The sequence below is a fragment of the Streptomyces sp. R33 genome (assembly GCF_041200175.1).
In the GTDB taxonomy this organism is placed as follows: Bacteria; Actinomycetota; Actinomycetes; order Streptomycetales; family Streptomycetaceae; genus Streptomyces; species Streptomyces katrae_B.
The window spans coordinates 3,949,750-3,972,898 of the sequence record NZ_CP165727.1 but is presented as its reverse complement, the minus strand read 5'-3'; the positions used below and the strand labels follow the sequence as shown (position 1 = coordinate 3,972,898).

The 23,149-nt window shown below is 72.0% G+C and carries 18 protein-coding genes; 7 read left to right on the top strand and 11 right to left on the bottom strand.

Annotated features, from left to right (window positions below; all coding sequences use genetic code 11):
- Positions 1-148: 148 nt before the first annotated feature.
- Positions 149-556, top strand: a complete 408-nt coding sequence (locus AB5J51_RS18085; RefSeq protein WP_136225681.1) for an ATP-binding protein — start codon at positions 149-151, stop codon at positions 554-556.
- Positions 557-882: 326 nt separating this feature from the next.
- Positions 883-1,626, top strand: a complete 744-nt coding sequence (locus AB5J51_RS18080; protein WP_369778086.1) for a helix-turn-helix domain-containing protein — start codon at positions 883-885, stop codon at positions 1,624-1,626.
- A gap of 91 nt (positions 1,627-1,717) precedes the next feature.
- Here the strand turns inward: AB5J51_RS18080 and AB5J51_RS18075 are convergent, their stop codons facing one another.
- The 3 genes from AB5J51_RS18075 to AB5J51_RS18065 all read right to left on the bottom strand — a co-directional run bounded on the left by AB5J51_RS18075 (position 1,718) and on the right by AB5J51_RS18065 (position 8,605).
- Positions 1,718-3,007 carry a DUF11 domain-containing protein gene (locus AB5J51_RS18075; protein WP_159047316.1) on the bottom strand — a complete coding sequence of 430 codons (1,290 nt, stop codon included), beginning with the start codon at positions 3,005-3,007 and terminating at the stop codon, positions 1,718-1,720.
- A gap of 258 nt (positions 3,008-3,265) precedes the next feature.
- Positions 3,266-6,046 (bottom strand): hypothetical protein, encoded by a 2,781-nt coding sequence (locus tag AB5J51_RS18070; protein ID WP_369778085.1) that lies wholly within the window; start codon positions 6,044-6,046, stop codon positions 3,266-3,268.
- A gap of 228 nt (positions 6,047-6,274) precedes the next feature.
- Entirely contained in the window at positions 6,275-8,605 is a 2,331-nt protein-coding gene (locus tag AB5J51_RS18065) for an Orn/Lys/Arg decarboxylase N-terminal domain-containing protein (RefSeq protein ID WP_053791130.1), read from the bottom strand.
- Positions 8,606-8,877: 272 nt separating this feature from the next.
- Between AB5J51_RS18065 and AB5J51_RS18060 the strand changes: the two genes are divergently transcribed.
- The gene (locus tag AB5J51_RS18060; RefSeq protein WP_369778084.1) at positions 8,878-10,749 is read left to right on the top strand and encodes a long-chain fatty acid--CoA ligase; all 1,872 of its coding nucleotides are present in this window, start codon (positions 8,878-8,880) and stop codon (positions 10,747-10,749) included.
- A 119-nt stretch (positions 10,750-10,868) separates the two neighbouring features.
- Here the strand turns inward: AB5J51_RS18060 and AB5J51_RS18055 are convergent, their stop codons facing one another.
- On the bottom strand, positions 10,869-11,321 hold the full coding sequence (locus tag AB5J51_RS18055) for a heme-binding protein (protein ID WP_369778083.1): 453 nt from the start codon (positions 11,319-11,321) through the stop codon (positions 10,869-10,871).
- A gap of 125 nt (positions 11,322-11,446) precedes the next feature.
- On the opposite strand from AB5J51_RS18055, the gene AB5J51_RS18050 reads away from it, so the two are divergent.
- Positions 11,447-11,878: a MarR family winged helix-turn-helix transcriptional regulator gene (locus AB5J51_RS18050; protein ID WP_136225687.1), complete on the top strand. Its 432-nt coding sequence runs from the start codon at positions 11,447-11,449 to the stop codon at positions 11,876-11,878.
- Between the two features lie 57 nt (positions 11,879-11,935).
- On the opposite strand, the gene AB5J51_RS18045 is transcribed toward AB5J51_RS18050, so the two are convergent.
- Together AB5J51_RS18045 and AB5J51_RS18040 are read right to left on the bottom strand one after the other, a co-directional pair.
- On the bottom strand, positions 11,936-13,108 hold the full coding sequence (locus AB5J51_RS18045) for a lipase family protein (protein ID WP_369778082.1): 1,173 nt from the start codon (positions 13,106-13,108) through the stop codon (positions 11,936-11,938).
- A 139-nt stretch (positions 13,109-13,247) separates the two neighbouring features.
- A complete protein-coding gene (locus AB5J51_RS18040) occupies positions 13,248-14,258 on the bottom strand; it encodes an AraC family transcriptional regulator (RefSeq protein WP_369778081.1) in 1,011 nt (336 codons plus the stop codon).
- Positions 14,259-14,391: 133 nt separating this feature from the next.
- On the opposite strand from AB5J51_RS18040, the gene AB5J51_RS18035 reads away from it, so the two are divergent.
- A complete protein-coding gene (locus tag AB5J51_RS18035) occupies positions 14,392-16,185 on the top strand; it encodes a long-chain fatty acid--CoA ligase (protein WP_369778080.1) in 1,794 nt (597 codons plus the stop codon).
- 22 nt (positions 16,186-16,207) lie between these two features.
- On the opposite strand, the gene AB5J51_RS18030 is transcribed toward AB5J51_RS18035, so the two are convergent.
- From AB5J51_RS18030 to AB5J51_RS18015, 4 genes are all read right to left on the bottom strand, one after another.
- Positions 16,208-16,948 carry a hypothetical protein gene (locus AB5J51_RS18030; protein ID WP_369778079.1) on the bottom strand — a complete coding sequence of 247 codons (741 nt, stop codon included), beginning with the start codon at positions 16,946-16,948 and terminating at the stop codon, positions 16,208-16,210.
- 141 nt (positions 16,949-17,089) lie between these two features.
- Positions 17,090-17,563: a carboxymuconolactone decarboxylase family protein gene (locus AB5J51_RS18025; protein WP_053791138.1), complete on the bottom strand. Its 474-nt coding sequence runs from the start codon at positions 17,561-17,563 to the stop codon at positions 17,090-17,092.
- Positions 17,564-19,176: 1,613 nt separating this feature from the next.
- Positions 19,177-19,653 carry an SRPBCC domain-containing protein gene (locus tag AB5J51_RS18020; RefSeq protein WP_133897230.1) on the bottom strand — a complete coding sequence of 159 codons (477 nt, stop codon included), beginning with the start codon at positions 19,651-19,653 and terminating at the stop codon, positions 19,177-19,179.
- A gap of 47 nt (positions 19,654-19,700) precedes the next feature.
- Positions 19,701-20,135, bottom strand: coding sequence for a VOC family protein (locus tag AB5J51_RS18015; RefSeq protein WP_369778078.1), 435 nt, complete (start codon positions 20,133-20,135; stop codon positions 19,701-19,703).
- A 65-nt stretch (positions 20,136-20,200) separates the two neighbouring features.
- Between AB5J51_RS18015 and AB5J51_RS18010 the strand changes: the two genes are divergently transcribed.
- Positions 20,201-20,644, top strand: a complete 444-nt coding sequence (locus AB5J51_RS18010) for a MarR family winged helix-turn-helix transcriptional regulator (protein ID WP_053789805.1) — start codon at positions 20,201-20,203, stop codon at positions 20,642-20,644.
- 17 nt (positions 20,645-20,661) lie between these two features.
- Here AB5J51_RS18010 and AB5J51_RS18005 read toward each other — a convergent pair whose 3' ends face one another.
- A complete protein-coding gene (locus tag AB5J51_RS18005) occupies positions 20,662-21,051 on the bottom strand; it encodes a hypothetical protein (protein WP_133897229.1) in 390 nt (129 codons plus the stop codon).
- Positions 21,052-21,342: 291 nt separating this feature from the next.
- Here AB5J51_RS18005 and AB5J51_RS18000 point away from each other — a divergent pair, with 291 nt between their 5' ends.
- A complete protein-coding gene (locus tag AB5J51_RS18000; RefSeq protein WP_369778077.1) occupies positions 21,343-23,052 on the top strand; it encodes a lytic transglycosylase domain-containing protein in 1,710 nt (569 codons plus the stop codon).
- The last annotated feature ends 97 nt before the right edge of the window (positions 23,053-23,149 follow it).

Here is a 23,149-nt window from a genome sequence, read left to right as displayed (position 1 = left end):
CACTTCCGACGAGCCGATGTCCTCAGCGCCCCGTACCCGTGAGGTCGGTCCGGACAGCCGCGACAGCACTGGACAAGCACCGGACAAACGCGGGACGTACGGGCGGTGTTGGTTCCCACGGTACGCACGAGCGGCCACGCTGAGTGACGTGATTCCTCAACTCGTCGACTTTCACGTCCAGCTGTCCGCGACCCCCCGCGGAGCTCGACTCGGGCGCGTGCTCGCCATCGAACAACTCCGCGCCTGGGGGCTTCCCTTGGAGGTGCCGGCGCAGATCATCGCGGAGCTCTCCTCCAACGCGATCACTCACGGACGCGTGCCCGGACGGGACTTCAGGCTGGCCCTCACCGTCACCCCCGGCAGGCTGCTCATCGAGGTGACGGACACCCGGGGCGACCGGATCCCGCGGATCCACGACGCGGGGCGGGGGCTCGTACTCGTCGAGGCGCTCGCCGAGCGTTGGGGCGTACGGGAAGGGCCGGTTCCGTGCAAGGTGGTGTGGGCGGAGGTCTCGCTCGAAACCGTGTCGCGGGCTTCCGCGATCCGGCGGGCTTAGACGCATAAAGACCCAAAGAACCGGGGGAAAGAACCAACCAACCCCACCCCACCGGCGCCCGTCGCTCGGTCGGGTGAACTGTGCCAACTGAGCTGGATTTGGGGCCGGTTGGCGGGCATATGCTCGCCCCGACAACAGCAGACATGAGACGGCCCCCGGCGGGACTGGCATCCCGGTCGAGGGCCTGACCATCTTAGGAAGTGGCTCGCTTCCCCATGGCTCTTCAGCACCCTAGCGCGCCCTCGCGCGCCTCGTCCCGAGTTCGTGCCGGGACCCCCCGATCCGGTGTCATCCACGTCAACACGTGGCATGCCAGTCACTACACCGTGGTCGGCAACCACCTCCTCCAGCACCGCGAGCTGTCGGCGACGGCGATCGGGGTCGGGGCGTACATCCAGTCGCTGCCCGACGGAGCCCCGGTCGGCATCAGGGCGCTCACCGAGCGGTTCCAGGAGGGCGAGAAGCGGATCAGCGCCGCCCTGCGCGAGCTGGAGCGCCACGGCTACCTGGAGCGGCGGCGCGAGCGGCTGGACACCGGACGGGTGGTGACCCGTACGTACTCGTACAACAAGCCGCTGACCGGCGGCGACGAGCCCCCTCCGCCGCCGGACCGGGAGCCCGTACCGGAGCCGGAGCCGGAGGAGACCCCGGAGCCGGAGCCGGAACCGGAGCCTGCGCCCCCGCCCCCGCGGCCGGAGCTGCACCCGGGAGCGGCGGACCTGCTCGCCGGGCTGCGGCGCCACGACCCACGGCTGCTGCTGGCGGAGCGCGACGTACAGCGGCTCGCCCCGAAGGTCTCGGCCTGGCTGGAGCGCGGGGCGGATCCCGAGGCCATCGGGCTGACCTTGACCGGGAACCTCCCCGAGACGATGCGCAGCCCCGCGTCCGTACTCGCGTACCGGCTCGAGGCGCTGCTCCCGCCGCGCCTGCCGGCGGCCCCGGCGGCGAGGCCGGTCAGACGGCCGGACCCGTTCCAGACCTGCGACGGCTGCGAACGCGCCTTCCGCTCCCCCCACCCCGGCCGCTGCCCCGACTGCCCGCCACCGCCAGGGGTCCGAGCGGCGGCCTGACGGGAGCGCAGGAGCCCGAAGGCGCCCGGGCGGAGGCATGAAGGCGGAGCCCGGCCTTCCTGTACGGCCAGGCTCCGTCCTTCGTCACCGACTACGCGTGCGGGGCCTGCTTCTTCCCGTCCGCCTTGTCGTTGTCGTCCGCGGGCTTGATCTTGGTGGACGTGGTGTCCTTGTTGTTGTCCTTGCGCGGGTCCGCGTCGTCGCCGAACACCGTGGCCGTGTTCTTCACGGTGGTGGGCTTCGACGCGTTCGCCGCGGTGCCGGTCACCGTCACCTCCACGTGGTCACCCTCCGCCAGCGGACCACCCGTGCAGGAGAGGAGGCCGTCGGTGATCTCGCAGCCCTCCGTCGACGTGGTGGGCGAAAGGATCTTCGCCGGGATGTCGTCGGTGAGCGACCAGCCGGAGGAGTCGCCCTTTTCGTTCCGCACGGTGATGCGGTAGCTGACCTCGCTGCCCGCCTCGACGCTCTTGGGGCTGTGCTTGCGCACCGACAGGTCCGCCGACGAGTCGAGGAAGCAGGAAGTGGCGTCGAGGTTCGTCGCCGGGGTCGTGGTCTGCGTCGACAGCACGGTGAACCTGGGGTTGGAGCCGGTCGCGTTCTCCACGCGGACGCGGATGAGCTGACCCGAGTTGCGGAAGAAGCCGAGGTCGCCGTTGCCGTACGTGAAGACGCCGCCGAAGTCCTCACCGCCCGGGAGCACACCGGGGAAGAAGTCCACGCTCTCGTTGTCGATGTCGACCCGTGTGATGGCGCCCGCGTCCGTCGAGCCCCACAGGAATCCGTCGCGGAACGCGATGTCGAAGACGTCGAGTGCGGGGTCGGCCAGCTCGGGGACGTCGATGACCCCCGACACCGAGCGGGTGGTGACGTCGATCCGGTAGATCTCGCCCGTGTCGTCGGCCAGGACGTAGTAGTTGCCGTCGTCGTCGAACGTTCCGGAGATGTAGAGCGCGGGCGGCAGACCCTCGATGGCACCGAGGTCGGTGAAGTCTCCGTTGCGGTCGAAGCGCACCAGGTTGTTGGTCGTGGTGCCGAACGTGACCCCGTAGAGGAAGCGATCGTGCGGGTTCACTCCGATGGCGTTGTAGAGGAACGGCGTCGGGGCGCCCAGCGGCGTGAACTGCACCGTTCCGGGACCTCGGTCGGCGGTGTAGAGCTGGTCCGGATCACCGAAGGAGGCGTAGACCTTCCCGTCGCACTCGACGGGATCCCCATCGGGGTGCTGCTGCACGGCAGCCACCGCGGGGGCCGGGACGGCACCGGCCGGTGACGCCATCGTGCCGGAAGCGAGACCGGCGACGAGACCCATCGCGCCGAGCGCGGTCAGTGCGCGCAGCCGCCGCTTTCGGGTGTGCGGTCCAGTTGTTCCACGACTCACGAACATGCACCTTTCGCTGCTGAGGGCAGGCAGGGCGGCACGACACAGCCCCTGACCCTCTGGCCGTAGTGACGACGGGACACAGGTCAGCACAACGGCAGTCGGGCAGGCGATCACCGCTCGGGCGTCGGGACCGGAGTTCGCTCAGATGCACCAGGAAGATCAACGGTGGGGGGGGGACGCGCACCGGGCCCCGGCGGGCGGACCGCCGTGCGTCGGCCGAGGCCGGGCCGACGCACGGGGAGGCGCTCCGCGGCGTTACATCGTGTAGTAGCCGGCGATGTCGGCGATGAGGTCGACGGATCCTGCGTTGTTGTAGAAGCTGACCTTTCCGTTGACGACGGGGACGATGACGAGGTTCGGGATCGTCTGTCCGGCGGTGAAGTTGAGGTTCGACGCGCTGGTGCGGGTCGTGCCGTTGGGGTAGACGGAGACGTAGCTGCCGGTGGTGGGCTCGGTGGCCGTGACGTTCAGGACGAGGGCCGTCACGCCCGTGGCCGGGATTCCCGCGGTGCCCGTGGCCTGCAGGGTCACCGTCCCGCCCTGGCCGACCTTCGCCTTCGGTACGCCCTGTCCGCTGCGGGTGTCCATGAGGCGGGTGGGTGTGATCGGCTTGTAGGTGGAGCCGGTGCCGTCCGTCGTGTAGTAGCCGGCGATGTCGGCGATGAGGTCGACGGATCCTGCGTTGTTGTAGAAGCTGACCTTTCCGTTGACGACGGGGACGATGACGAGGTTCGGGATCGTCTGTCCGGCGGTGACGTTCAGGTTGGAGGCGCTGGTGCGGGCCGTGCCGTTGGGGTAGACGGAGACGTAGCTGGCGTCGCTGGGGTCGGTGGCCGTGACGTTCAGGACGACGGCCGTCACCCCCGCCGCCGGAATCCCGGCCGTGCCCGTGACCTGCAGGGTCGCGGTGCCGCCCTGGCCCACCTTGGCCTTCGGCACGCCCAGTCCGCTGCGGGTGTCCATCAGCCGCGTGGGTGTGATCGGCTTGTACGTGGAGCCGGTGCCGTCCGTCGTGTAGTAGCCGGCGATGTCGGCGATGAGGTCGACGGATCCTGCGTTGTTGTAGAAGCTGACCTTTCCGTTCACGACCGGGACGATGACGAGGTTCGGGATCGTCTGCCCGGCGGTGAAGTTGAGGTTCGACGCGCTCGTGCGGGTCGTGCCGTCGGGGTAGACCGACACGAAGCTGTCGGTCGTGGGGTCGGTGGCCGTGACGTTCAGGACGACGGCCGTCACCCCCGCCGCCGGAATCCCCGCCGTGCCCGTGACCTGCAGGGTCGCGGTGCCGCCCTGGCCCACCTTCGCCTTCGGCACGCCCAGTCCGCTGCGGGTGTCCATCAGCCGCGTGGGCGTGACCGGCTTGTACGTACCCAGGCCGGAGACCGGGGGCGGCGTCACCGTCAGCGTGCCGCGGGCGTACGCGCTGTTGAGCGCGACGACGCTGATGTTCCAGTTGCCGGCGGGAGCCGTGCGCAGGTCTACGGTCGCCTTCAGCGTCCGCGCGTCGTCGGAGACGGACACGGTCGTGGCCGTCAGCGGCGCCGGGCCGCCGGTCAGCCGGACGGTCGTGTTCATGCCCAGCGCCGTGCCCTGGACGGTGAGGGTTGCGACCGTGCCGCTCTGCGCGGTGTCAGGCGTGACGGTTCCCACGGACACGTCCTCGGAACCGCAGGGCGCGTTGGTGCAGACGAGATCCGCGCGGTAGGCCGAATGGTCGGCCCAGTCCTGCAGGGAGAGGACGAACAGGCTCTGGTCGGCGCCCTGGCAGTCGTACGTGGACGAGCTGCCCGTGCAGAGGTTGCGCCCCGCGTTGTCGTAGAGGGCGGGCTGCGGGCCGGGGGACCCGTCCGTGGCGGTGGAGGTGATGTCGGCCCTGAACCGGTCCCCCGAAACGCTGGGAAGGACGGCGCACGCGCCGGTGCGCTGCTCGGAGAGCGTGCCGGTCAGCGGGCCGTACCCGTACGCGACCGATCCGACCCGGGTGCACTCGGGCGCGGGCCCGGCGGCCGTGGCGATCCGCCAGGCGTCGAGACGGTAGGAAGCGGGCAGGTGGTAGTTCTCCGGGACCTGGGTGACCACCTGGTAGCCGGTGGAACCCGTGGGCGTGCACGCCCAGGTCCGCTGGTGGCAGGCGATGCCGCCGTTGTTGTCCATGACCAGCACGTTGGTGCTGTCGTGGGCGTCCCGGGGGTTGATGTGCAGCCGGTCCGTGGCGGCGGCCGTGGTGACGCGGTGGCAGCGCAGGGTGCCGTTCTGGCCGGACGTTCCGGTCGTGGCCGGGGCGCCGACCGCCGTGGCGGCGGAGGCGGCGCAGCCCTTGGCCGTGGCGGTGACGTCCCGACGGTCCAGGGTGTGGCTGCGCGCGGCGTCCTGGCCCTGCAGGAGGATGGTGTACGCCTTGCCGGCGGTGAAGTAGCAGCTGGTGAGGCCGTCCGTCCGGAGCTGCTGGCCCGGGGCGGGGTGGTCGTAGCAGGAGGGCGGCCCGTCGCCGTCGGTGTCGACCACGCTGATCGAGTAGTGCGGGAACAGCTCGTTGTCGTCCGGGAGGCCGTAGCGGATGCGGAGGAGCTCGGAGGTGGAGTGTGCGTCGGCCGGGATGGTCAGGCAGTGGGAGAAGACGCCGTTGCCGGTCTCCAGCCGCACGGCCGCCGCATCGTCGGCGAAACTCCCGGCGGGCAGGACCTGACAGCCGTTCTGAGCCACGTCCGTACGGACGAAGTGGACGCCGTACGGCCCGGTTGCGGTGGCTTCGTCGGCGTGCACCAGTGCACGGAACGGTGCCGTGCCGGTGAGGGCGCAGCCGCCCCGGGCGAGCTCGCCGGCGGTGCACTGTGCGGTGCCGTTCTTGTCGACCACCTCGACCTGGACGGGCACACCCGCGCCGCCGAGCGAGGTGAGGGCGGCGATCCGGGCGCCCTGCGGGCTCGGCAGCTGCAGGCAGTGCGTCTGCCCGGCGGTGGCGAACGTCCCTGCGTACCGCCCCTCGGCGACGGCGACGCAGTCCTGGGCGGCCGGCGCGGCATGCGCGGTGCTCACCGGCAGGAGGAGTGCGGCCAGGACGGCGAGCAGGCACGTCAGTGAGGTGGAAATCGGACGTCTTATGGACGCCAATGGCGTTGGCATGAACCCCCCAGGGTGGTGTGCGACGAGAGATCGTCGCACACCCTTGCGGAGCCGAGGAGTTGGGGGACCGGCCCCGTGCGACGCCCTTCAGCGGGCGTCGCTACGGGGTCACCGCCGCTCGGCGGTTGCCGAGCGGGCGCGTCAGGCTTCCGGCAGGCGGACGCATTCGATCCGGTAGTCGCCGTTCTCCGGGTCGATGGTGACGCCGTGGGCCTCGCTGTGGAAACCGGGGAAGGCCCGGTCGAAGGCCTCCAGCGCGCCCAGGTACCGCAGCAGCGGGCCGTCGGGGGCGCCGACGGACTCCCCGGGCATCAGCACCGGGATGCCGGGCGGGGTGACCGTGACCATCGCGGCCGCCACCCGGCCCGCGGCATCGGCCAGCCGCAGGCGTTCCGTACCGCCCCGGATCAGCTGCTGGTAGCAGCGCTGGGGCGGCGCGACGGGCTCCGGCAGCTGCTGGAAGGCCGTGTCGAGTGCGGTGATCAGATCGGCGCGGGTGAGGTGCTCGTGCATCTCCCGGCACAGCCGTCCCAGGGTGGTGCCGGCGTACCGGCGGGGGAACTGCTCGACGAGACCGGGCAGGACCCGGTCCAGCGGCGCGTCGGAGTCGTACAGGGCCTTGAAGTCCATGAGGGCGTCCATCAGGGTGCCCCACTTGCCCTTGGTGATGCCCATGGAGAAGAGGACGAGCGTGCTGTAGCTGTCGGTCTTCTCCACGACGATGCCGCGGTTCGCCAGGTAGGCGGTGAGGATCCGCGCGGGGATGCCCCAGGGCGAGGTTTCGCCGGTGGCCGTCACACCGGGACAGGTCAGGGTCACCTTGACCGGGTCCAGCATGCAGTAGCCCTCGCCGAGACCGGCGAAACCGTGCCAGTCGGCGCCGGGCTCGAGGTGCCAGCAGCCGGGCTCGCGGCTCAGCAGCGTGGGCGGGGCGTCCGCGAACGGGATGCGCTCGCCGGTGCCCGGGTCGGTGACGGTGTCGGGCTGCCACACGCCGAAGAACCAGCCGGGCCGGTCGCCCGCGGCGGCGATGCGGCGGCCGGTGCGGACCACGGCCTGCCGGAAGCGGATCGCCTCGGTGATCGCCTCGTCGATCAGCCACTGGCCCTGCGCGCCGTCCATCATGGCGGTGGCCACGTCCAGGGAGGCGATCGCGGGATAGAGCGCCGAGGTGGTGCCGTGCATCATGAACGCCTCGTTGAACCGCTCGTGTTCGACGGGGGCGCGGGGCGCCGACTTGACGTGGACCATCGCGCACTGCGAGAGCGCGGCCAGCAGTTTGTGGGTGGACTGCGTGGAGAAGACGGTGGGCCGCTCGGGCCCCTCGAAGGTGTCGGGGCCGACGGCCATCCCGTAGCGCCCGGCGTACAGGGGGTGGAAGCGGGCGTACGCGAACCAGGCCTCGTCGAAGTGCAGGCGCGGGGTGCTGGGGGCGAAGGCCCGGGCCGCCGCGACGGTGTCGTAGCACAGGCCGTCGTACGTCGAGTTGGTCAGGACGGCGTACTGGGCCTCGGGCGACACCGCGCCGGCGGTCAGCGGGTTGGCCGCGATCCGGGCGGCGACCGCCGCCGCATCCGTCTCGGCCGGGGGCAGCGGGCCGGCCAGGCCGTAGCCGTTGCGCGTGGGCACGAGGTAGACGGGCCGGGCACCGGAGATCACCAGGCCGTGCAGCACGGACTTGTGGCAGTTGCGGTCCACCAGCGCGATCTCGTCGGAGGTGACGCTGTAGTGGCCCACCATCCGGTCGGCGGTGGAGTCGCCGTGCAGGACGAAGTACGTACGGTCGGCGCCGAAGACGCGGGCGGCGTTGCGCTCGGCCTCGCCGATCGGCCCGCTGTGCTCGAAGAGCGATCCCAGCTCGCCGACCGAGATCGACAGGTCACTGCGGAAGAGGCGCTCGCCGTAGTACTCGAAGAAGGCCCGTCCGGCGGGGGACTTGAGGAACGCGACGCCGCCCGCGTGCGCAGGGGTGTGCCAGGAGTACTCGTGGGCGTCGTCGAAGCGGCGCAGCGCTTTGAAGAAGGGCGGCAGGACGTCCTTGTGGTACGCCCGGGCGGCGGTGACGACGCGGCCGGCGATGAAGGCGGGGGTGTCCTCCAGGGGCCAGACGTAGCCGACGACCGCCTCCGAGACCCACAGGGGCAGGTGTTCGAGGTCCTGGTCGGACTCGTCGGCCATGAGGAGGAAGACGGGCAGGTCCTTGAAGCGGCGCGCGATGTGCCGCAGGACCTCGGCGCCTCCGCCCTCCTCGGCGGCGCCGCCCTTGCCGCCCGGAAGGTCCCAGGCGACGACGGCCGCCGCGAGTCCCGGCTCCGTGTGCAGGGTGGCCCGTGCGTCCCTGGCGCTGGCGGCCCACCGCGGCTCCAGCCCTTTGTTCTCCATCTCCTTGCCGATGCGCCGCAGTTGCTCAGAACTCGCGCCGCCGCCCAGAGGGTTCTCCCGCAGAGCCAGCAGGACCGTACCGTTCGCCATCGCATCCGCCTCTGTTGTGCCGCTGTGCCGTCGTGCCGACGTGTCGTCGTCCGGCGGCACAGTCTTTCGGCGGTGCGCGGATGCTTGCCGATCTTCGGCGACGCTTCACTCGCACGAGGGGCAACGAGGCCGGCGGTGGGGTGGTGCCGGTGGTGCGGGTGGTGTGGAGGTGTCGGGTGGGTTCGGGTCGGGGTGGCGGGAGGGGTGGTCAGCTGGAGTGGGCGTGCATAGATTACCGGCGGTAACTCCCGAGTCGAGCCGAGGAGGGCGCCGTGGAAGCCGTGGGAACCGAGCCCAAGCTGGTACCGCCCGTGTTGACCGTCGTCGACGGGGTGGTGCGGGAGGTGGCGGTGCCCGCGCTGGCCGGGGTGCCGGGGAGCGGGTCGCTCGGGGACATCCCGTTCCAGAACGCCCGCGAGGCCCCCGGCGAGGTCGTGCTCGCCCGCAAGGAGCGGGACGGGAGCTGGCGGGACGTCACCGCCGCCGAGTTCGCGGCCGAGGTGATGGCCGTCGCCAAGGGCCTGATCGCCGAGGGGCTGCGCGAGGGCGACCGGCTCGCGATCATGGCCCGGACCACCTACGAGTGGACCCTGCTGGACTTCGCCGGATGGGCCGCCGGGCTGGTCACCGTACCGATCTACCCGACCTCCTCCGCGCTCCAGGCCCGCTGGATCATCCAGGACTCCGGCGCCGTGGCCTGCGCCGTCGAGGACACCGCGCAGGCCCGCATCATCAGCGCCGAGAGGCCCCACCTGCCCTGGCTGGCGCACCTGTGGGAGTTCGACACCGGCGCGCTGGCGCGGCTGGTCAAGGCCGGCGAGGACCTGCCCGACGCGGTGGTGCACGCGCGCAGGTCCGTCCGTACGCCGGACTCCGTGGCCACCCTCATCTACACGTCCGGCACGACCGGACAGCCCAAGGGCTGCGTGATCACGCACGCCAACTTCTTCTCCGAGTGCGACAACGCGGTCGAGCTGCTCCATCCCGTGTTCAAGTCCGTCAGCAAGGACGCTGCCTCCACGCTGCTCTTCCTGCCGCTCTCGCACGTGTTCGGGCGGATGGTGGCCGTGGGATGCCTGCGGGCACGGGTGAAGCTCGGGCACGCGCCGAGCATCCAGACCGAGGACCTGCTCGCCGATCTCGCAGGCTTCCAGCCGACGTTCCTGCTGGCCATCCCGTACGTACTCGAGAAGGTCTACAACACCGCGCGGGCCACCGCCGAACGGATGGGCCGGGCCGCGTCGTTCGACCGGGCGGCGCGGATCGCGCAGCGGTACGGGGAGATCGTCGAGGGCCGGACTCCGGGGATGGGCCTGCGGGCGGCGCGGGCGCTGTACGACCCGCTCGTCTACCGGCGGATCCGGGCGGCGCTGGGCGGGCGGGTGCGGTACATCCTGAGCGGCGGCTCGCCGCTCGGACGACGGCTCGCGGCGTTCTACACCGGGGCCGGGATCGAGGTCTTCGAGGGGTACGGGCTCACGGAGACGACCGGAGCCAGCACCGTCACCCCGCCGCTGAAGCCGCGGCTCGGCACCGTGGGGTGGCCGCTGCCGGGCACGGCGGTGCGGATCGCGGACGACGGGGAGGTGCTGCTGTGGGGGCGGCACGTGTTCGCGGGGTACTGGAACACCGCCGCTCACGGAGGTGTGGGAGTCGGGGGCTGGCTCGCCACCGGGGACATCGGGGAGCTGGACGGGGAGGGGTACCTGACGATCACGGGGCGGAAGAAGGACCTGATCATCACGTCCGGTGGCAAGAACGTAGCCCCGGCCCCGCTCGAGGACTGGCTGCGGGCCCACCCGCTGGTCGGCCAGTGCATGGTGATAGGCGACAACCGGCCCTATGTCGTGGCGGTGATCACGCTGGAGCCGGAGGGCCTGGCGCACTGGCGGCAGATGCGGAAGAAGACGGCGATGCCGATGCGGGAGCTGGTGCAGGACGAGGAACTGCGGGCGGAACTCCAGCGGGCGGTGGACGAGGCGAACCAGCTGGTGTCGCGGGCGGAGTCGATACGCCGCTTCGCCGTACTGCCGGGGCAGTTCACCGAGGCCCGGGGTCACCTGACACCGTCCCTGAAACTGAAGCGCGCCGCGATCGCCCGCGACTACGAGCGGGAAATCGAGGACCTCTACCGCCGCGCATGACGGGCCGCGGTGACGGCCAGGGACGGGTGCGGGCCTGCCCTGCGGTGCATCGCACCCCAGGGCACCGGCGCCGCCCGGCCGGAACCACCGCCCCCGCCACCGCCCCCCCCGGCGCCGGGTTACGCGGAGATCGACGGGCTCGACGGGCTCGACGGGATCGCGGCGAGCCCCGCCTCGGCGATCTTCACGTCGTCCGACCAGTGGCCGCCCGAGACGCCGATGCCGCCGACCAGCTGGCCGTCCACGACGATCGGGAGGCCGCCGCCGAAGGTGACCAGGCGGTCGATGCCCGTCCGGGCGCCCACCGACAACTGCGCGTCGTTCTCGACGAACTCGTGCCAGTCGGTGGTGCTCAGGCCGAAGGCGGCCGAGGTGTAGGCCTTGTCCTGGGCGATCTGGATGGTCATCAGGCCCGATCCGTCCATCCGGGCGAACGCGCTGAGGTGGCCGGACTCGTCGACCACCGCGATGGCGAACCGCAGCTCCGTCTCCCGGGCCGCGGCGAGGGCGGCGTCGACGATGGCGCGCGCGAGGTCGTTGCTGAGGGCGGGGCGGATGCGGACAGCAGTCATGTCGAGCTCCTTGCACTGGTGGCTGTCGGTAATTCGTATGCATGCAGCTAACAGCATGCGAATAGCTCTACGCAAGCTGCCTGTCATCTCGGCGGGAACTGGCGACCGTCTCCTACACTCGGCGCATGCACTACTCCGAGCGACTGTTGGTCTTCATCAAGCAGGCCGAGCGCGTGACGCAGGCCGCGAAGGAGGCCGCCGTGCGCGAGGCGGGGATCACCGCTGCGCAGCAGGGCGCGCTCGCCGTGCTCAGCGACAACCCCGGGATCAACGCCGCCGAGCTCGCGCGCAAGCTCTCGGTGACTCCGCAGACGATGAACAGCCTGCTCGGCCGGCTGGAGGCGCGCGGCCTGGTCGCCCGCAGCCCGCACCCGATCCACGGCACCCTGATCGAGATCCGGATGACCGAGCGCGGCGCGGAGGTGTTCGCCCAGGCCGACGCGCTGGTGGCGAAGCTCGACGCCCGGCTCCACGAGGGGCTGTCCGAGGCCGAGTCGGCCGCCGTACGGGATCTGCTCACCCGGATCATCCGGAACGCCGAGGCCCCAGGCCTCTGAGTCCTGGGGCCTGGGGCCTGGGGCCTGGGGCCTGAGGGCGTTGGTGTGCCCGTCCGGTCAGCAGTTCGGATGCGTCGGGCGGTCCGCGAAGCGGTCCGCCAGCCAGTCGCCCGCCGCCGGGGAGTGCGTGATCACGCCGCTGACGTGCTCGCCGACCCAGATCGTGTCCCACTCCACGTTCGCGCCCTTCGCGCACCACTCGGAGCGCAGCTGCCGCCCGACCGCGTACGGGATGAGCTCGTCGCCGAGCGCGTGGTACTGGTGCACCGGCGCGGCCGGGGCCGTCCGCCCGAGCCTGCTCTGGTTCAACCGGGCCTGCCAGTCCGGCTGTTCGAGGGGGTTGCGGGTGGTCAGGTCGGAGATCCGCTTGAAGGAGCCCGCGATGGCGTCGATCGCCACGCAGTTCTCCTTCATGCCCGACACCAACGCCTTGCCCGCCGGATTGAGGTACGAGTCCAGGCGGAGCTCCGGGAACGCCGCGTCCTGGCCCGCCGCCGCCATGAAGATCAGGCCCGAGCCGTACGAGCCGTCGTTGAAGCCGGCCACCCTCATCAGGTCGGCCGGGACCCCGCCGGTCGCCGTGCCCTTCACCTTCAGCTCGGGGGCGTACGAACCCTGCAGCTCGGCGGCCCAGCTGCTGGCCTGGCCGCCCTGGGAGTAACCCATGATGCCCACCGGGGTACCGGCCCCCAGGCCCGCCTCCGGCAGTCGCTCGGCTGCACGCGCGGCATCGAGCATGGCCCGGCCGGCCGAGGGGCCGACCGTGTAGGTGTGGACCCCGGGGGTGCCGAGGCCCTCGTAGTCGGTGACGACCACGGCCCAGCCGCGCAGGGTGAGCTGCTGGATCAGGTTGGCCTCCATGGCGGTGCCGTACGGGAGGTTGTTGCTCGGCGCGCACGAGTCGCCCATGCCGACGGTGCCGACGGCGTACGTGACGAGCGGCCGCGGGCCGGTCCGGCCGTCCTGGGGGACGATCACGGTGCCGGAGACGGTGTTCGGGGCGCCGTCGGCAGTGGTGGAGCGGTAGTGGATCTTCCAGGCCTTGGTGTTGGTGGGCTGGCCGGGCAGCGGGTGGAAGGCCGAGGGGGCGACATCGACGATGTCCCCGGGGCGGCCGGTTCCGGCTTCGGACGCGGTGGCCGTGGCGGGGATCCCGGCCGGGACGGCGGCCAGTGCGGCCGCGGCCACGGCGGCGACGGCGGTCCTGCGGGCGGGGGTTCGCAAACGCATGGGCGGCTCTCCCAACGGAACGTTTCGTGCGGGGGGTGGGTGAGGAGAACGTAGTGACCGACCGGTAGGCACGTCGCTGACCGCGCAGCTCACCTTTCCTGGCCCGGGGTTCACCCCCGCCCGCCGGCCTCAGCCGGCCTCAGCCGCCCGAGGCGATCCGGTACGCGCCCGGCGTCGTCCCCGTCCAGCGGCGGAACGCGCGGTGGAAGGCGGTGTCCTCCGAGAAGCCCAGCCGGGCCGCCAGTTCCGCGATCGGCTCGCCGCTCTCCGCCAGCCCCGCGATCGCCGCGTCCCGCCGCACGTGGTCCTTCAGCTGCTGGAACGAGGTCCCCTCCTGCCGGAGCCGACGCCGCAGCGTCGCCGGGGACACCGCCAGCCGCGCCGCCACCTCCCCCAGCGCCGGCAGCCGCGGAGAGCTCCGCAACTGCCGTGCCAGGGCCCGGCGGACCTGCTCCGCGACCGTCGTCCCGTACTCCGGCCGCGACAGCAGGTCGAAGGGGGCCCGGCGCAGCATCGCGTCCAGCGCGGCCTCGTCCCGTACGAGCGGTGCGGCCAGCCAGCGCGCGTCGAAGGCGGCGCCCGTACGGACCGCCCCGAAGCGGACCGGACAGCCGAAGAGGATCTCGTACTCGGCCTCGTGCGGCGGCGCAGGGTACGCGAACGCGGCGTACGCGAGCGGGATGCGCCGCCCGATCAGCCAGCTGCTCAGCCGGTGCCAGATCGCGAGCACGCACTCGGTCAGGAAACGCTCCTCGTCCCGCGCGAAATCGTTGTGCACGGTGAACCGCGCCTCGGCGCCCGTCACTTCGAGTGCCAGCTCCGGGCCGCCCGGGAAGAGGCCGTAGAACGCCGCGGCACGCTCCACCGCCGCGCCGAGGTCCCGGCAGCCCAGCGAGGCGTAGCACATCATCGCGAACGTGCCCGGGCGGCTCGGTACCGCGGACAGCCCCAGGAACTCGTCCTGGGTGGTCCGGTACAGCGCCCGGAACAGCCGGGCGAACTGCGCCGGCGTGATCCGCGCCCGGTCGTCGCCGAGCAGCAGCGGAGGGATCTGCGCCTCCTGGAGCAGCGGCACGGTGTCGATGCCGCTGCGCGCCGCCCCCGCGAGCACGGCGCGCACATGGTGCACGGTGATCGTCCGCCTCCCCATGGTCCGACGGTAGCCCCAATGAGCTCCGGGGTCAGCGGGGCTGACGCTTCCGGTCATGTCGCCCAAGGGTCCGGCCTGCCTAGCGTCGTCGGTACGTACGTACCCCGGACGTACCCCCAGGGAGGCGAGGGTGATGGACGCTGTGCGACCGGAGACGCTGGCGGTGTTCACCGAGTGGACGGGGGAGCGGTACGGCGGCGAGACCGCCCTGCGATTCAGAGGGGACGGCGGTTGGACCACCGTCACGTACGCCGAACTGCGCACCCGCGTACGGCAGACCGGGCGGGCGCTGCTCGGGCTGGGGGTCGCGCCGGGGGAGCGGGTGGCGGTCCTGGCCGAGACCCGGCCGGCATGGACGTACACCCACTTCGGGATCCTGGCGGCGGGCGCCGTCCTCGTACCGGTGTACCCGACGGCGGGGGACGAGGAGCTGGCCTGGGTCCTGGCGGACTCGGAGGCGGTGGCCGTGGTCTGCGACGACGCGGCGCAGGCGGACCGGGTCGAGGTGTTGCGGGCGAAGCTGCCGGCGCTGCGCACCGTCGTACGGATGGACGCGCTGGTCGGGCTGCAGGGGCCGGCGGAGCTGCCGGGGCTGCTGGGGCTGGCTGCGATCGAACCCGCCCCGGAGGCGGAACTCCTGGAACGGGCCCGGCGGGTGGCCCCCGGCGCCGACGCGTCGATCGTCTACACCTCGGGGACGACGGGCCTGCCGAAGGGCTGCCGCCTCACGCACGGCAACCTGGGCGCCATCCAGGACGCGACGCTCCCGCTGACCAAGGGCGGACCGGGCGACTCCACGTACCTGTACCTGCCGCTGGCGCACCTGCTGGCCCAGCTGATCCAGTTCACGACCCTGCTCCAGGGCGGTGAGCTGTGCTACTTCGGCGGGCGGATCGAGGACGTGCTGTCCGAGCTCGCCGAGGCGCGGCCCACCCATCTCCCGTCCGTACCCCGCCTGTTCGAGAAGGTCCACTCGGTGGTGCTGTCCCTGGCGGAGTCCCGGGAGGGCGGCGCCGAGCGCTTCCGGGAGGCGGTGCGGCTGGGGGTGCTGGCGGCGGAGGGCCGGCTGCCCGAGTCCTCGCGGGCGGCGTACGAGGAGGCGGAGAAGAGCCTGTACTCCTTGGTCAGGGGCGCTTTCGGGGGCCGGCTGCACTGGGCGCTGACCGGCGGAGCACCGATCGCCCCGGCGACCCTGGACTTCCTGCGGGCCTGCGGGATCGCGGTCTACGAGGGCTACGGAATGACCGAGTCCGGCGGGGTGATCAGCCTCAACCACCCGGCGGCCGTCCGCCACGGCACGGTGGGCCGGCCGATCGCGGGCTGCGAGGTCCGCATCGCGGCGGACGGCGAGGTCCTGGCCCGGGGGCCGATGGTCTTCCCGGGTTACCACGCGAACCCGGCCGCGACGGCGCAGGCGCTGGACGCGCAGGGCTGGCTGCACACCGGGGACCTGGGGGAGCTGGACGCCGACGGGTTCCTGTCCATCACGGGCCGCAAGAAGGAGCTGATCATCACCTCCTCGGGGAAGAACATCACCCCGACGGAGGTCGAGTTCGCCGTCCAGCGCTCCCGGTACGTGTCGCGGGCGGTCCTCATCGGCGACCACCGGCCCCACCCCGTCGCCCTGGTCACCCTGGACGCGGAGGAGGTCACGGCGTGGGCGAAGCGGCAGGGCCTCGACCTGGACCCTGCCGCCGCGGCCGCCCACCCGGCGGTCCGCGCCCTCGTCGAGGAGGCGGTCACGGCGGCCAACGCCACGGTCTCCCGCCCGGCCCGCATCCGCGCCTTCCACGTCCTGGCCGAGGACTTCACCATCGAGGCGGGCACGTTGACCCCGACCCTGAAACTGCGCCGCGCGGCGGTGGCGGAGCGGTACGCGGCGGAGATCGACGCGCTGTACGGGGACGGCCCGGACCGCCGCGGCTGAGGCCGCCGGGGCGATCGGGGCTTCAGCCGCGGGCGTACGACCCGAGGCCGACCAGGCAGTACACGTACTCGTTGATGGTGATCCCGCCGCGGCTGTAGCGGTACGAGAACGCGTACTGCGTCTTCGGATTGCTGTTGCAGCGGTCCAGCTCGGACGTCAGCGGGATGCTCTCGATCACCTTGTAGTGCGCGTCGGACGCCGAGCAGGAGACCTCCTCCACGCCGGTGACCTTCGTCGGGGTGGTCGAGTCCGGCAGGGTTCCGTTGAGGCACGTGCCCCGGTCGAACGGGCTGGGGGCCGGCTCCTCGGAGGGCGGGGCGAGCGGATCGCTCGAGCTGACCACCGGGGGCGGGGCCGGGGCCGGGGACCAGGAGCTGTACGAGGGGGTGGGCCGCGGGGCGGCGGTGCCGTCCCGGTCGTCGTCCCCGCTGTTCAGCAGGATCGCGCCGATGACGATGGCGACGACGATCCCGAGTGCCACGAGGCATCCCCGCGAGCTCGACGCGGGTGCGGGTGCGGGTGCGGATGTGGGTGTGGGTGTGGGTGTGGGTGTGGGTGTGGGGGCTGGTCCGGGCCCGGGGCCGGGGGCGACCCGGATGCGCAGCAGCACCTCGCCCTCGCCGAGCCGGGCCCGCACGAGATCGCCGTCCCGGGAGGGCGGAATCCGCAGCCGGGCCACGCCGGTCGCCAGCGTCACGCTCAGGATCACGCCGTGGGCGGCCTGCTGCGGGGTGAGGGTGATCGGGATCTCCTGAGACTCCACCGGCTGCTCCACGGGGTGAGGGGACGACTGCCTGACGGGTCCTCATCGAGTGTGCAGGACCAGCGTGTCGGGACGCAGCCGTTCCGCCGGGACGGCCCGGCCGCCGTGGTGGAGGCAGCGGCCGGGCGGGCCCGCTCGTGATCAGCCGAACTGGCCCGGCTGGTAGTCGCCCGCCGGCTGCTGGACGATCACGTTCATCCGGTTGTAGGCGTTGATCAGGGCGATGAGGGAGACCAGGGCGGCCAGCTGGTCCTCGTCGTAGTACTTGGCGGCTTCCGCCCAGGCCTCGTCCGTGACACCGCCGGCGGCGTCGGCGATGCGCGTGCCCTGCTCCGTCAGCTCCAGGGCCGCCCGCTCGGCGTCGGTGAACACCGTCGCCTCACGCCAGGCCGCGACCAGGTTGAGCCGCACGGCGGTCTCCCCGGCGTGTACGGCGTCCTTGAAGTGCATGTCGGTGCAGAAGCCGCAGCCGTTGATCTGGCTGGCCCGCAGCTTCACCAGCTCCTGCGTGGGGGCCGGCAGCGTCGAGTCCGAGATGACCTTGCCTGCCGAGTTGATGTACCGCGCGAACTTGGCGGCGACGGCGTTGCCGAAGAAGTTGAGCCGAGCGTCCATCGTGATCTCCTTGCCGTATCGACTGTTACACAGCTCTGACGGAACAGCGCGGACCGATGTGACAGGCGGGCGACACGGCTGGGTGTGAGCTGGGTCTCACCCGGGTGGGGCGGGGGTGGGGTGGGGTCCGTGTGTTCGGGGTCGGTGACGTCTGCGGGGGGCGTCGGGGGGCGGGGTCCGTGCACTCGGCGTGGGTAGGGCGAGCCGGGACCTTGGGGACGGGGTCTGTGCACTCGGCGTGGGTGACGTCTGCCGGGATGTCGGGGGCGGGGACCGTGCACTCGGCATCAGGACTGTGGATCGGAGGCCAGGGGGCGGGGTTCGCGAACTCGGCGTCGGTGGAGTGTCCGGGGGCTTCCCGGCAGTCCACTGTCCTTCCGTGTCGTGCCGGTCCCTCAAGGGCGCTCCTTCGTCGCGTCGCTTCGCGATGTCGCTGCGCTCCACCCTTGACCGACCGACCCGCCCCGGAATGCCAACAGACTGCCGGGAAGCCCCCGAAGGAATGGCCGGGAGGTTCATGTTCCGATTGGCCCCGATCAGAGATGCCGAGCAGGGGCCCCTGTCCATCCGCACCCCATTCCCCGGGACCACCGAGGTGGAGCGGGATGAGGCCCGGGGGAGGCCACAGTCCCCTGAAGGGCCCAAAGGAAGCCCTTTCCGGACCAGGGCAGGGTCAACCTGCACCAGACAGCGGCCAGATGACCAGGCCGGTAGGAGTGGCCCCGCAGGCGCCCCAGATCGCTACGCGCTCCTCATCTCTCGGCGTCCGACGGCCGTCTGGGGCTGGACATAGGCCGCCCAGACGCCTCCGTGGCCAGGTTTTCGGGCGTCTGCGAGCCGTTCGGGGCGAAATGCGGGCCAGACGGAGTCTGATGGCGGATTTCTCAACCTCTCACTCCGGCAAGCGCCCCTTCACGTCTCAACTGGGCGTCAAAACGGGACAAACGACCCGCAGGCGCTTTCCGGGCCGGCTTGTGCCGGTCGTGGGCGGCCTCTGTCCAGCCCCAGACGGCCGTCAGCCGCCGAACCGGGCGGAGCGCGTAGCGATCCGGGGCGTCCACGGCCCGACTGGGACCGCATGGTCATCTCTTCGCTGTCTGGTGCGGGTTGACCCTGCCTGGGTTCGGAAGGGGTGTCTCTGGGCCCTAGAGGGAGGCGTGGCCCTCCCCGCGGCCCCATCGGCTGTCCCGGCCGGGTCCTGGTGGGCTGGACCGGGGGGGGGGACAAGGTCGGACATCTCTGATGAACCCGTGTGGGTATCTGTCCCCCTGACCGTTCCTTCGGGGGCTTCCCGGCAGTCTTATGGCATTCCGGGGCGGGTCGGTCGGTCAAGGGTGGAGCGCAGCGACATCGCGTAGCGACGCGACGAAGGAGCGCCCTTGAGGGACCGGCACGACACGGAAGGACAGTGGACTGCCGGGAAACCCCCGGACTTCCTCTGATGCCGGATGAGTGCACCCCGCCGCGGGGATCCCGCCCTCGGCAACGCAGCCCAGGCCGTCAGCCCAACGGCCGGCCCGGCCGTCACCCCGCCCCCGCCCCCGCCCCCGACCCCGCCCCGGCCCCCGCTCCCCGGCCCCGCCCCCCGTCCTCGCCGCCGCCCCGCCCCGCCCTCACTCCCGCTCCGTCAGGGCCTCGTCCTGGGCCGCCAGGACCTGGTGCCAGGCCGACTCGTGGGCGTCGCGGGCCGCTTCGTCGTAGAAGCCGGCGTGGGTGAGGTGCAGCCGTGTGCCGATCGGGTGCGGGCTGAGCTCGACGGTGACCACCGTCTCGGCGCCGGCCGTGCCGGCCCGGCCCGTCACCCAGGTCAGCTCCACCAGCCGGTCGGGCACCAGGCGCAGGAAGCGCCCGTAGTGCGGATGCCTGGTCCGTGGAGCCCCCGGCTCCTTCGCGAACTCCGTCTCGAAGAAGAACGGGGCGTTCACCTCGGCCGTCATCACCACCGAGCCCGGCGCGGCGAACCAGCGGTCGAACTCCTCGGTCCACGCCGCGTACAGGGTGTGCTCGGAGGCGATCATCGCGCGCTCGACGGTCAGCCGGTGGGGGCGCTCCGTCAGGTCGGGGACGCGGATCGGTGCGGTGTCGGTCATGGCACCTCACCGTAGTGAGCGGGGAGCGCGGCGCCCGGGTGCGACGCTCAGTACGACTGGAGCTCCCACAGGTTGCCCTCGGGATCGCGGACATGGGCGCTGCGCAGGGTCGGGCCCCACTCCGGGCGGTCGGCCGGCGGGCCGGCCGGGGTGGCGCCGCGGGACAGGCAGGCGGCGTAGGCGGCGTCCACGTCCGGGACGCGGCTGACCAGCATCGTGCGGTCATCCAGGGCGCCGGGGCCGCCGGGGTCGGCCGGACCGCCGTCACCGGGCGGTGTCGTCGTGGAGGCCGTCACCGTCGCCATCGCCGTACGGTCGAACAGCGCGAGCACGCCTTGGCCGTCCACGTCCCACGAGGCGTACGGGCCCTCGGCGCCGCCACGGGTGCGCGTCGCGCCGAGCAGGGCGGGGAGCAGGGCGTCGTAGAAGCGGAAGGCGTCGCCGAAGCGGGCGACGAGCAGGCGGGTGTGCAGGGCGTCCATGAGGGCTCCGTTCACACGAATCTGTAGGGTGACACCAATGGTTGGTGTCACCCTACAATCTCCCCATGGTTGCTCCCTCGACGCCCCGACTGACCGCCCTCACGCCCTACTTGCTCTCCACGGTGGGCAAGGAGGCCCGCGCCCTCGTCGGCGAGCGGGTCGCCGCGCGCGGTCTGCGGCTGTGGGACATGGCCGTGCTCGCCGCCCTCGCCGATCACGGGCCGCAGCCGCAGCGGGATCTCGCCGAACGGCTCGAGCTGCACCCGAGCGACGTGGTCAAGGTGCTCGACGGACTCGCCCGCCTCGGACACGTCGACCGGGAGCGCGACACGGCCGACCGCCGCCGGGTCCTGGTGAGCATCAGCGAGCCGGGACGACGGCTCCTGGACGAGCTGGCCGCGGAGGTCGCGGCCGTCCGCGACGGCCTGCTGGCCCCTCTGGACGAGGCCGAACGGGCCACCCTGCACGCGCTTCTGCTGCGCGTGCACGTGCACGCGGCCCGCCGGTGACTCGGCGCGCCGGTGACTCAGCGCTTGGGCAGGGCCCGGAGCACGGCGAGTTCCTCGGTGTGGCGGCGCATGGCCAGGCTGACGGTGCCCGAGGTGTACTGGAAGAGGCCGACGGCCGCGAGCGGCAGGGAGACCACGAGCATGCCGAGCAGGTCGGCGGAGTCCCGTGCGGCCGCGCAGCGGTCGCCCTCGGCGTCGGCGTAGCCGCGCTTCCCGGAGTCCCCCTCGTCGTAGAAGACGCGGGAGGCGCACGTCCGGCCGCTGCTCGAGCCGAGGCTGAAGGGGGCGAACAGCTGGTAGGCGAGCCAGAGCCAGATGCCGCCCGCCGCGATGAACAGGAAGACCCCCACGGTCCTCTTGCGCTCCGCCCGCTCGCGGAAGGTCGTCTCGTACGCCTCTGCAGTCATGGGCGTCGAATCTAGCCGAGGCCGACGGCCCGCTCCGGATCCTTTCCTCCGCGCACGGTGCTGCGCGCCCACCGACCAAGAACGGTCAAACCAGGGAGTATTGGGGTGTTTCCGGTGCGATCCTAGATCCTTTGTTCGTTCGGCTGTGAGGGCCCGGTGAAGCCGAGACGAATGGTGTGCCACATATCGCGGGGCGGCGGCGAGTCGTATCCGAATACCTGATAGACAGTGGATATCCACGGCTCGACCCGCCGTATACCTTGTCGGCCGCCTTGGGGGGATCGCCGCACCGTGAAGCCGCTTCACCGTCACCTCGTCAACACCTCGCGCAAGGTCCTGTGCACGGCCGCGCTCGCGGCCAGCCTGACGACCGCCGCGGTGGTGACCAACACGCCGACCGCAGACGCGGGCGAGTCCGAGCCCACCCCGGACAGCCCCCAGGCCAACGATCGCGGCGACGCTCGCCTCGACCTGCCCGACCCGCTCGCCGACCCGGCCGTACCGCCCGCCGGCGCCGGGGGCGAGGGGGCCAGCGGCATACCCGCGACCGCCCTCGACGCGTACCGGCGCGCCGAGGTCTCCGTCGCCGCCGCGCTCCCCGGCTGCAAGCTGCCCTGGCAGTTGCTCGCCGGCATAGGCCGGGTCGAGTCCGTGCACGCCTCCGGCTACGGGCTCAAGGCCGACGGCTACACCGAGAAGCCGATCCGCGGCCCCCGCCTCGACGGCAACGGCTTCGCCGAGGTCAAGGACACCGACAAGGGCGAGTTCGACGGGGACGCCGTCTACGACCGCGCCGTCGGCCCGATGCAGTTCATCCCCTCCACCTGGGCCACGTGGGGCGCCGACGGCAACGGCGACTCCAAGCGCGACCCGAACAACATCTACGACGCGGCGCTGGGCGCGGGCCTCTACCTGTGCGCGGGCGACCGGAACCTCTCGGACCAGGCGCAGCTCGACCGGGCGATCCTCAGCTACAACAACTCCCGCGAGTACGTGAACACCGTGGTCGGGTACATGCACCAGTACCAGAACGGTGCCGCCGGGGTGCCGAACCCGCCCGTCGGGAACTACCCGACGCCGCCCGTGACGACGCTGCCCACGCCCTCGCAGACGAAGCCGAGCACTCCGAGTACGTCGAAGCCCACGCCGACTCCGACCCCGACGCCCACGCCGTCGAAGCCGGCCGAGCCGCAGAAGCCCACGCCGGCTCCGACCCTGGCCAAGCTGGAGCTGCTCGGCAGCCCGCAGCTCAAGGCCGAGGCCGGGTCCGCGTTCGGCGCGGTCCCGCGGATCAAGGCGGTGCTCAGCGACGGCAAGCCGGCCGCCGCGAAGCCCATCCTGTTCGAGCTCAAGGACGACACCACGGGCAGCTTCATCGGCGCCGAGGGCAAGACCTTCCTCGTCGTCGAGACCGACACCGAGGGCATCGCGGCCCTGCCCGGCCTGAAGGCCGGGGCCAAGGCGGGCGGGTTCACCCTGCGGGTGGCGGCCTACAACACCGAGACCCAGCTCACGGTGAACTTCACCGGTACGGTCACGGCGAAGCCGGCCCCGGTCGCGGACAAGCTGACCCGTACCGACGCCGGCGCGGCGCAGCCGCTGGAGGTCGTGGCGGGGACCAGCTTCACGGGCGTGCAGGTCACGGCCACCGCCCAGGACAAGGCGGTTGAGGGTACGCAGGTCACGGCCGGACTGGTGGAGAAGAACCAGGACGGCAGCGCGTGGGTCCCGGTGGACCCGGCGAAGTCCAAGGGCCCGTGGTTCAAGGACAAGGACGGCGCGAAGGTGACCAACCTGCTGCTGGCCCCGACCGGCGCGGACGGCAAGATCGCGCTGCCCGAGCTGTTCACCACGGACGTCGCCCCGGGCACGTACCACCTCCGCCTGATCACGAAGGACAACGTGGTCCTGATCCTGGACCTGAAGATCACGGCAGCCCCGACGACGCCTCCGACGACGCCTCCGACGACGCCTCCGACGACGCCGGCCGCCAAGCAGTAACGCGCCGGGCCCGGGACCGCGTTCCGGAGTCCGGGCTCGCGGGCCCGCCCGCAGACGCCGACCGCCCCTGCTCACCGTGCAACGGTGAGCAGGGGCG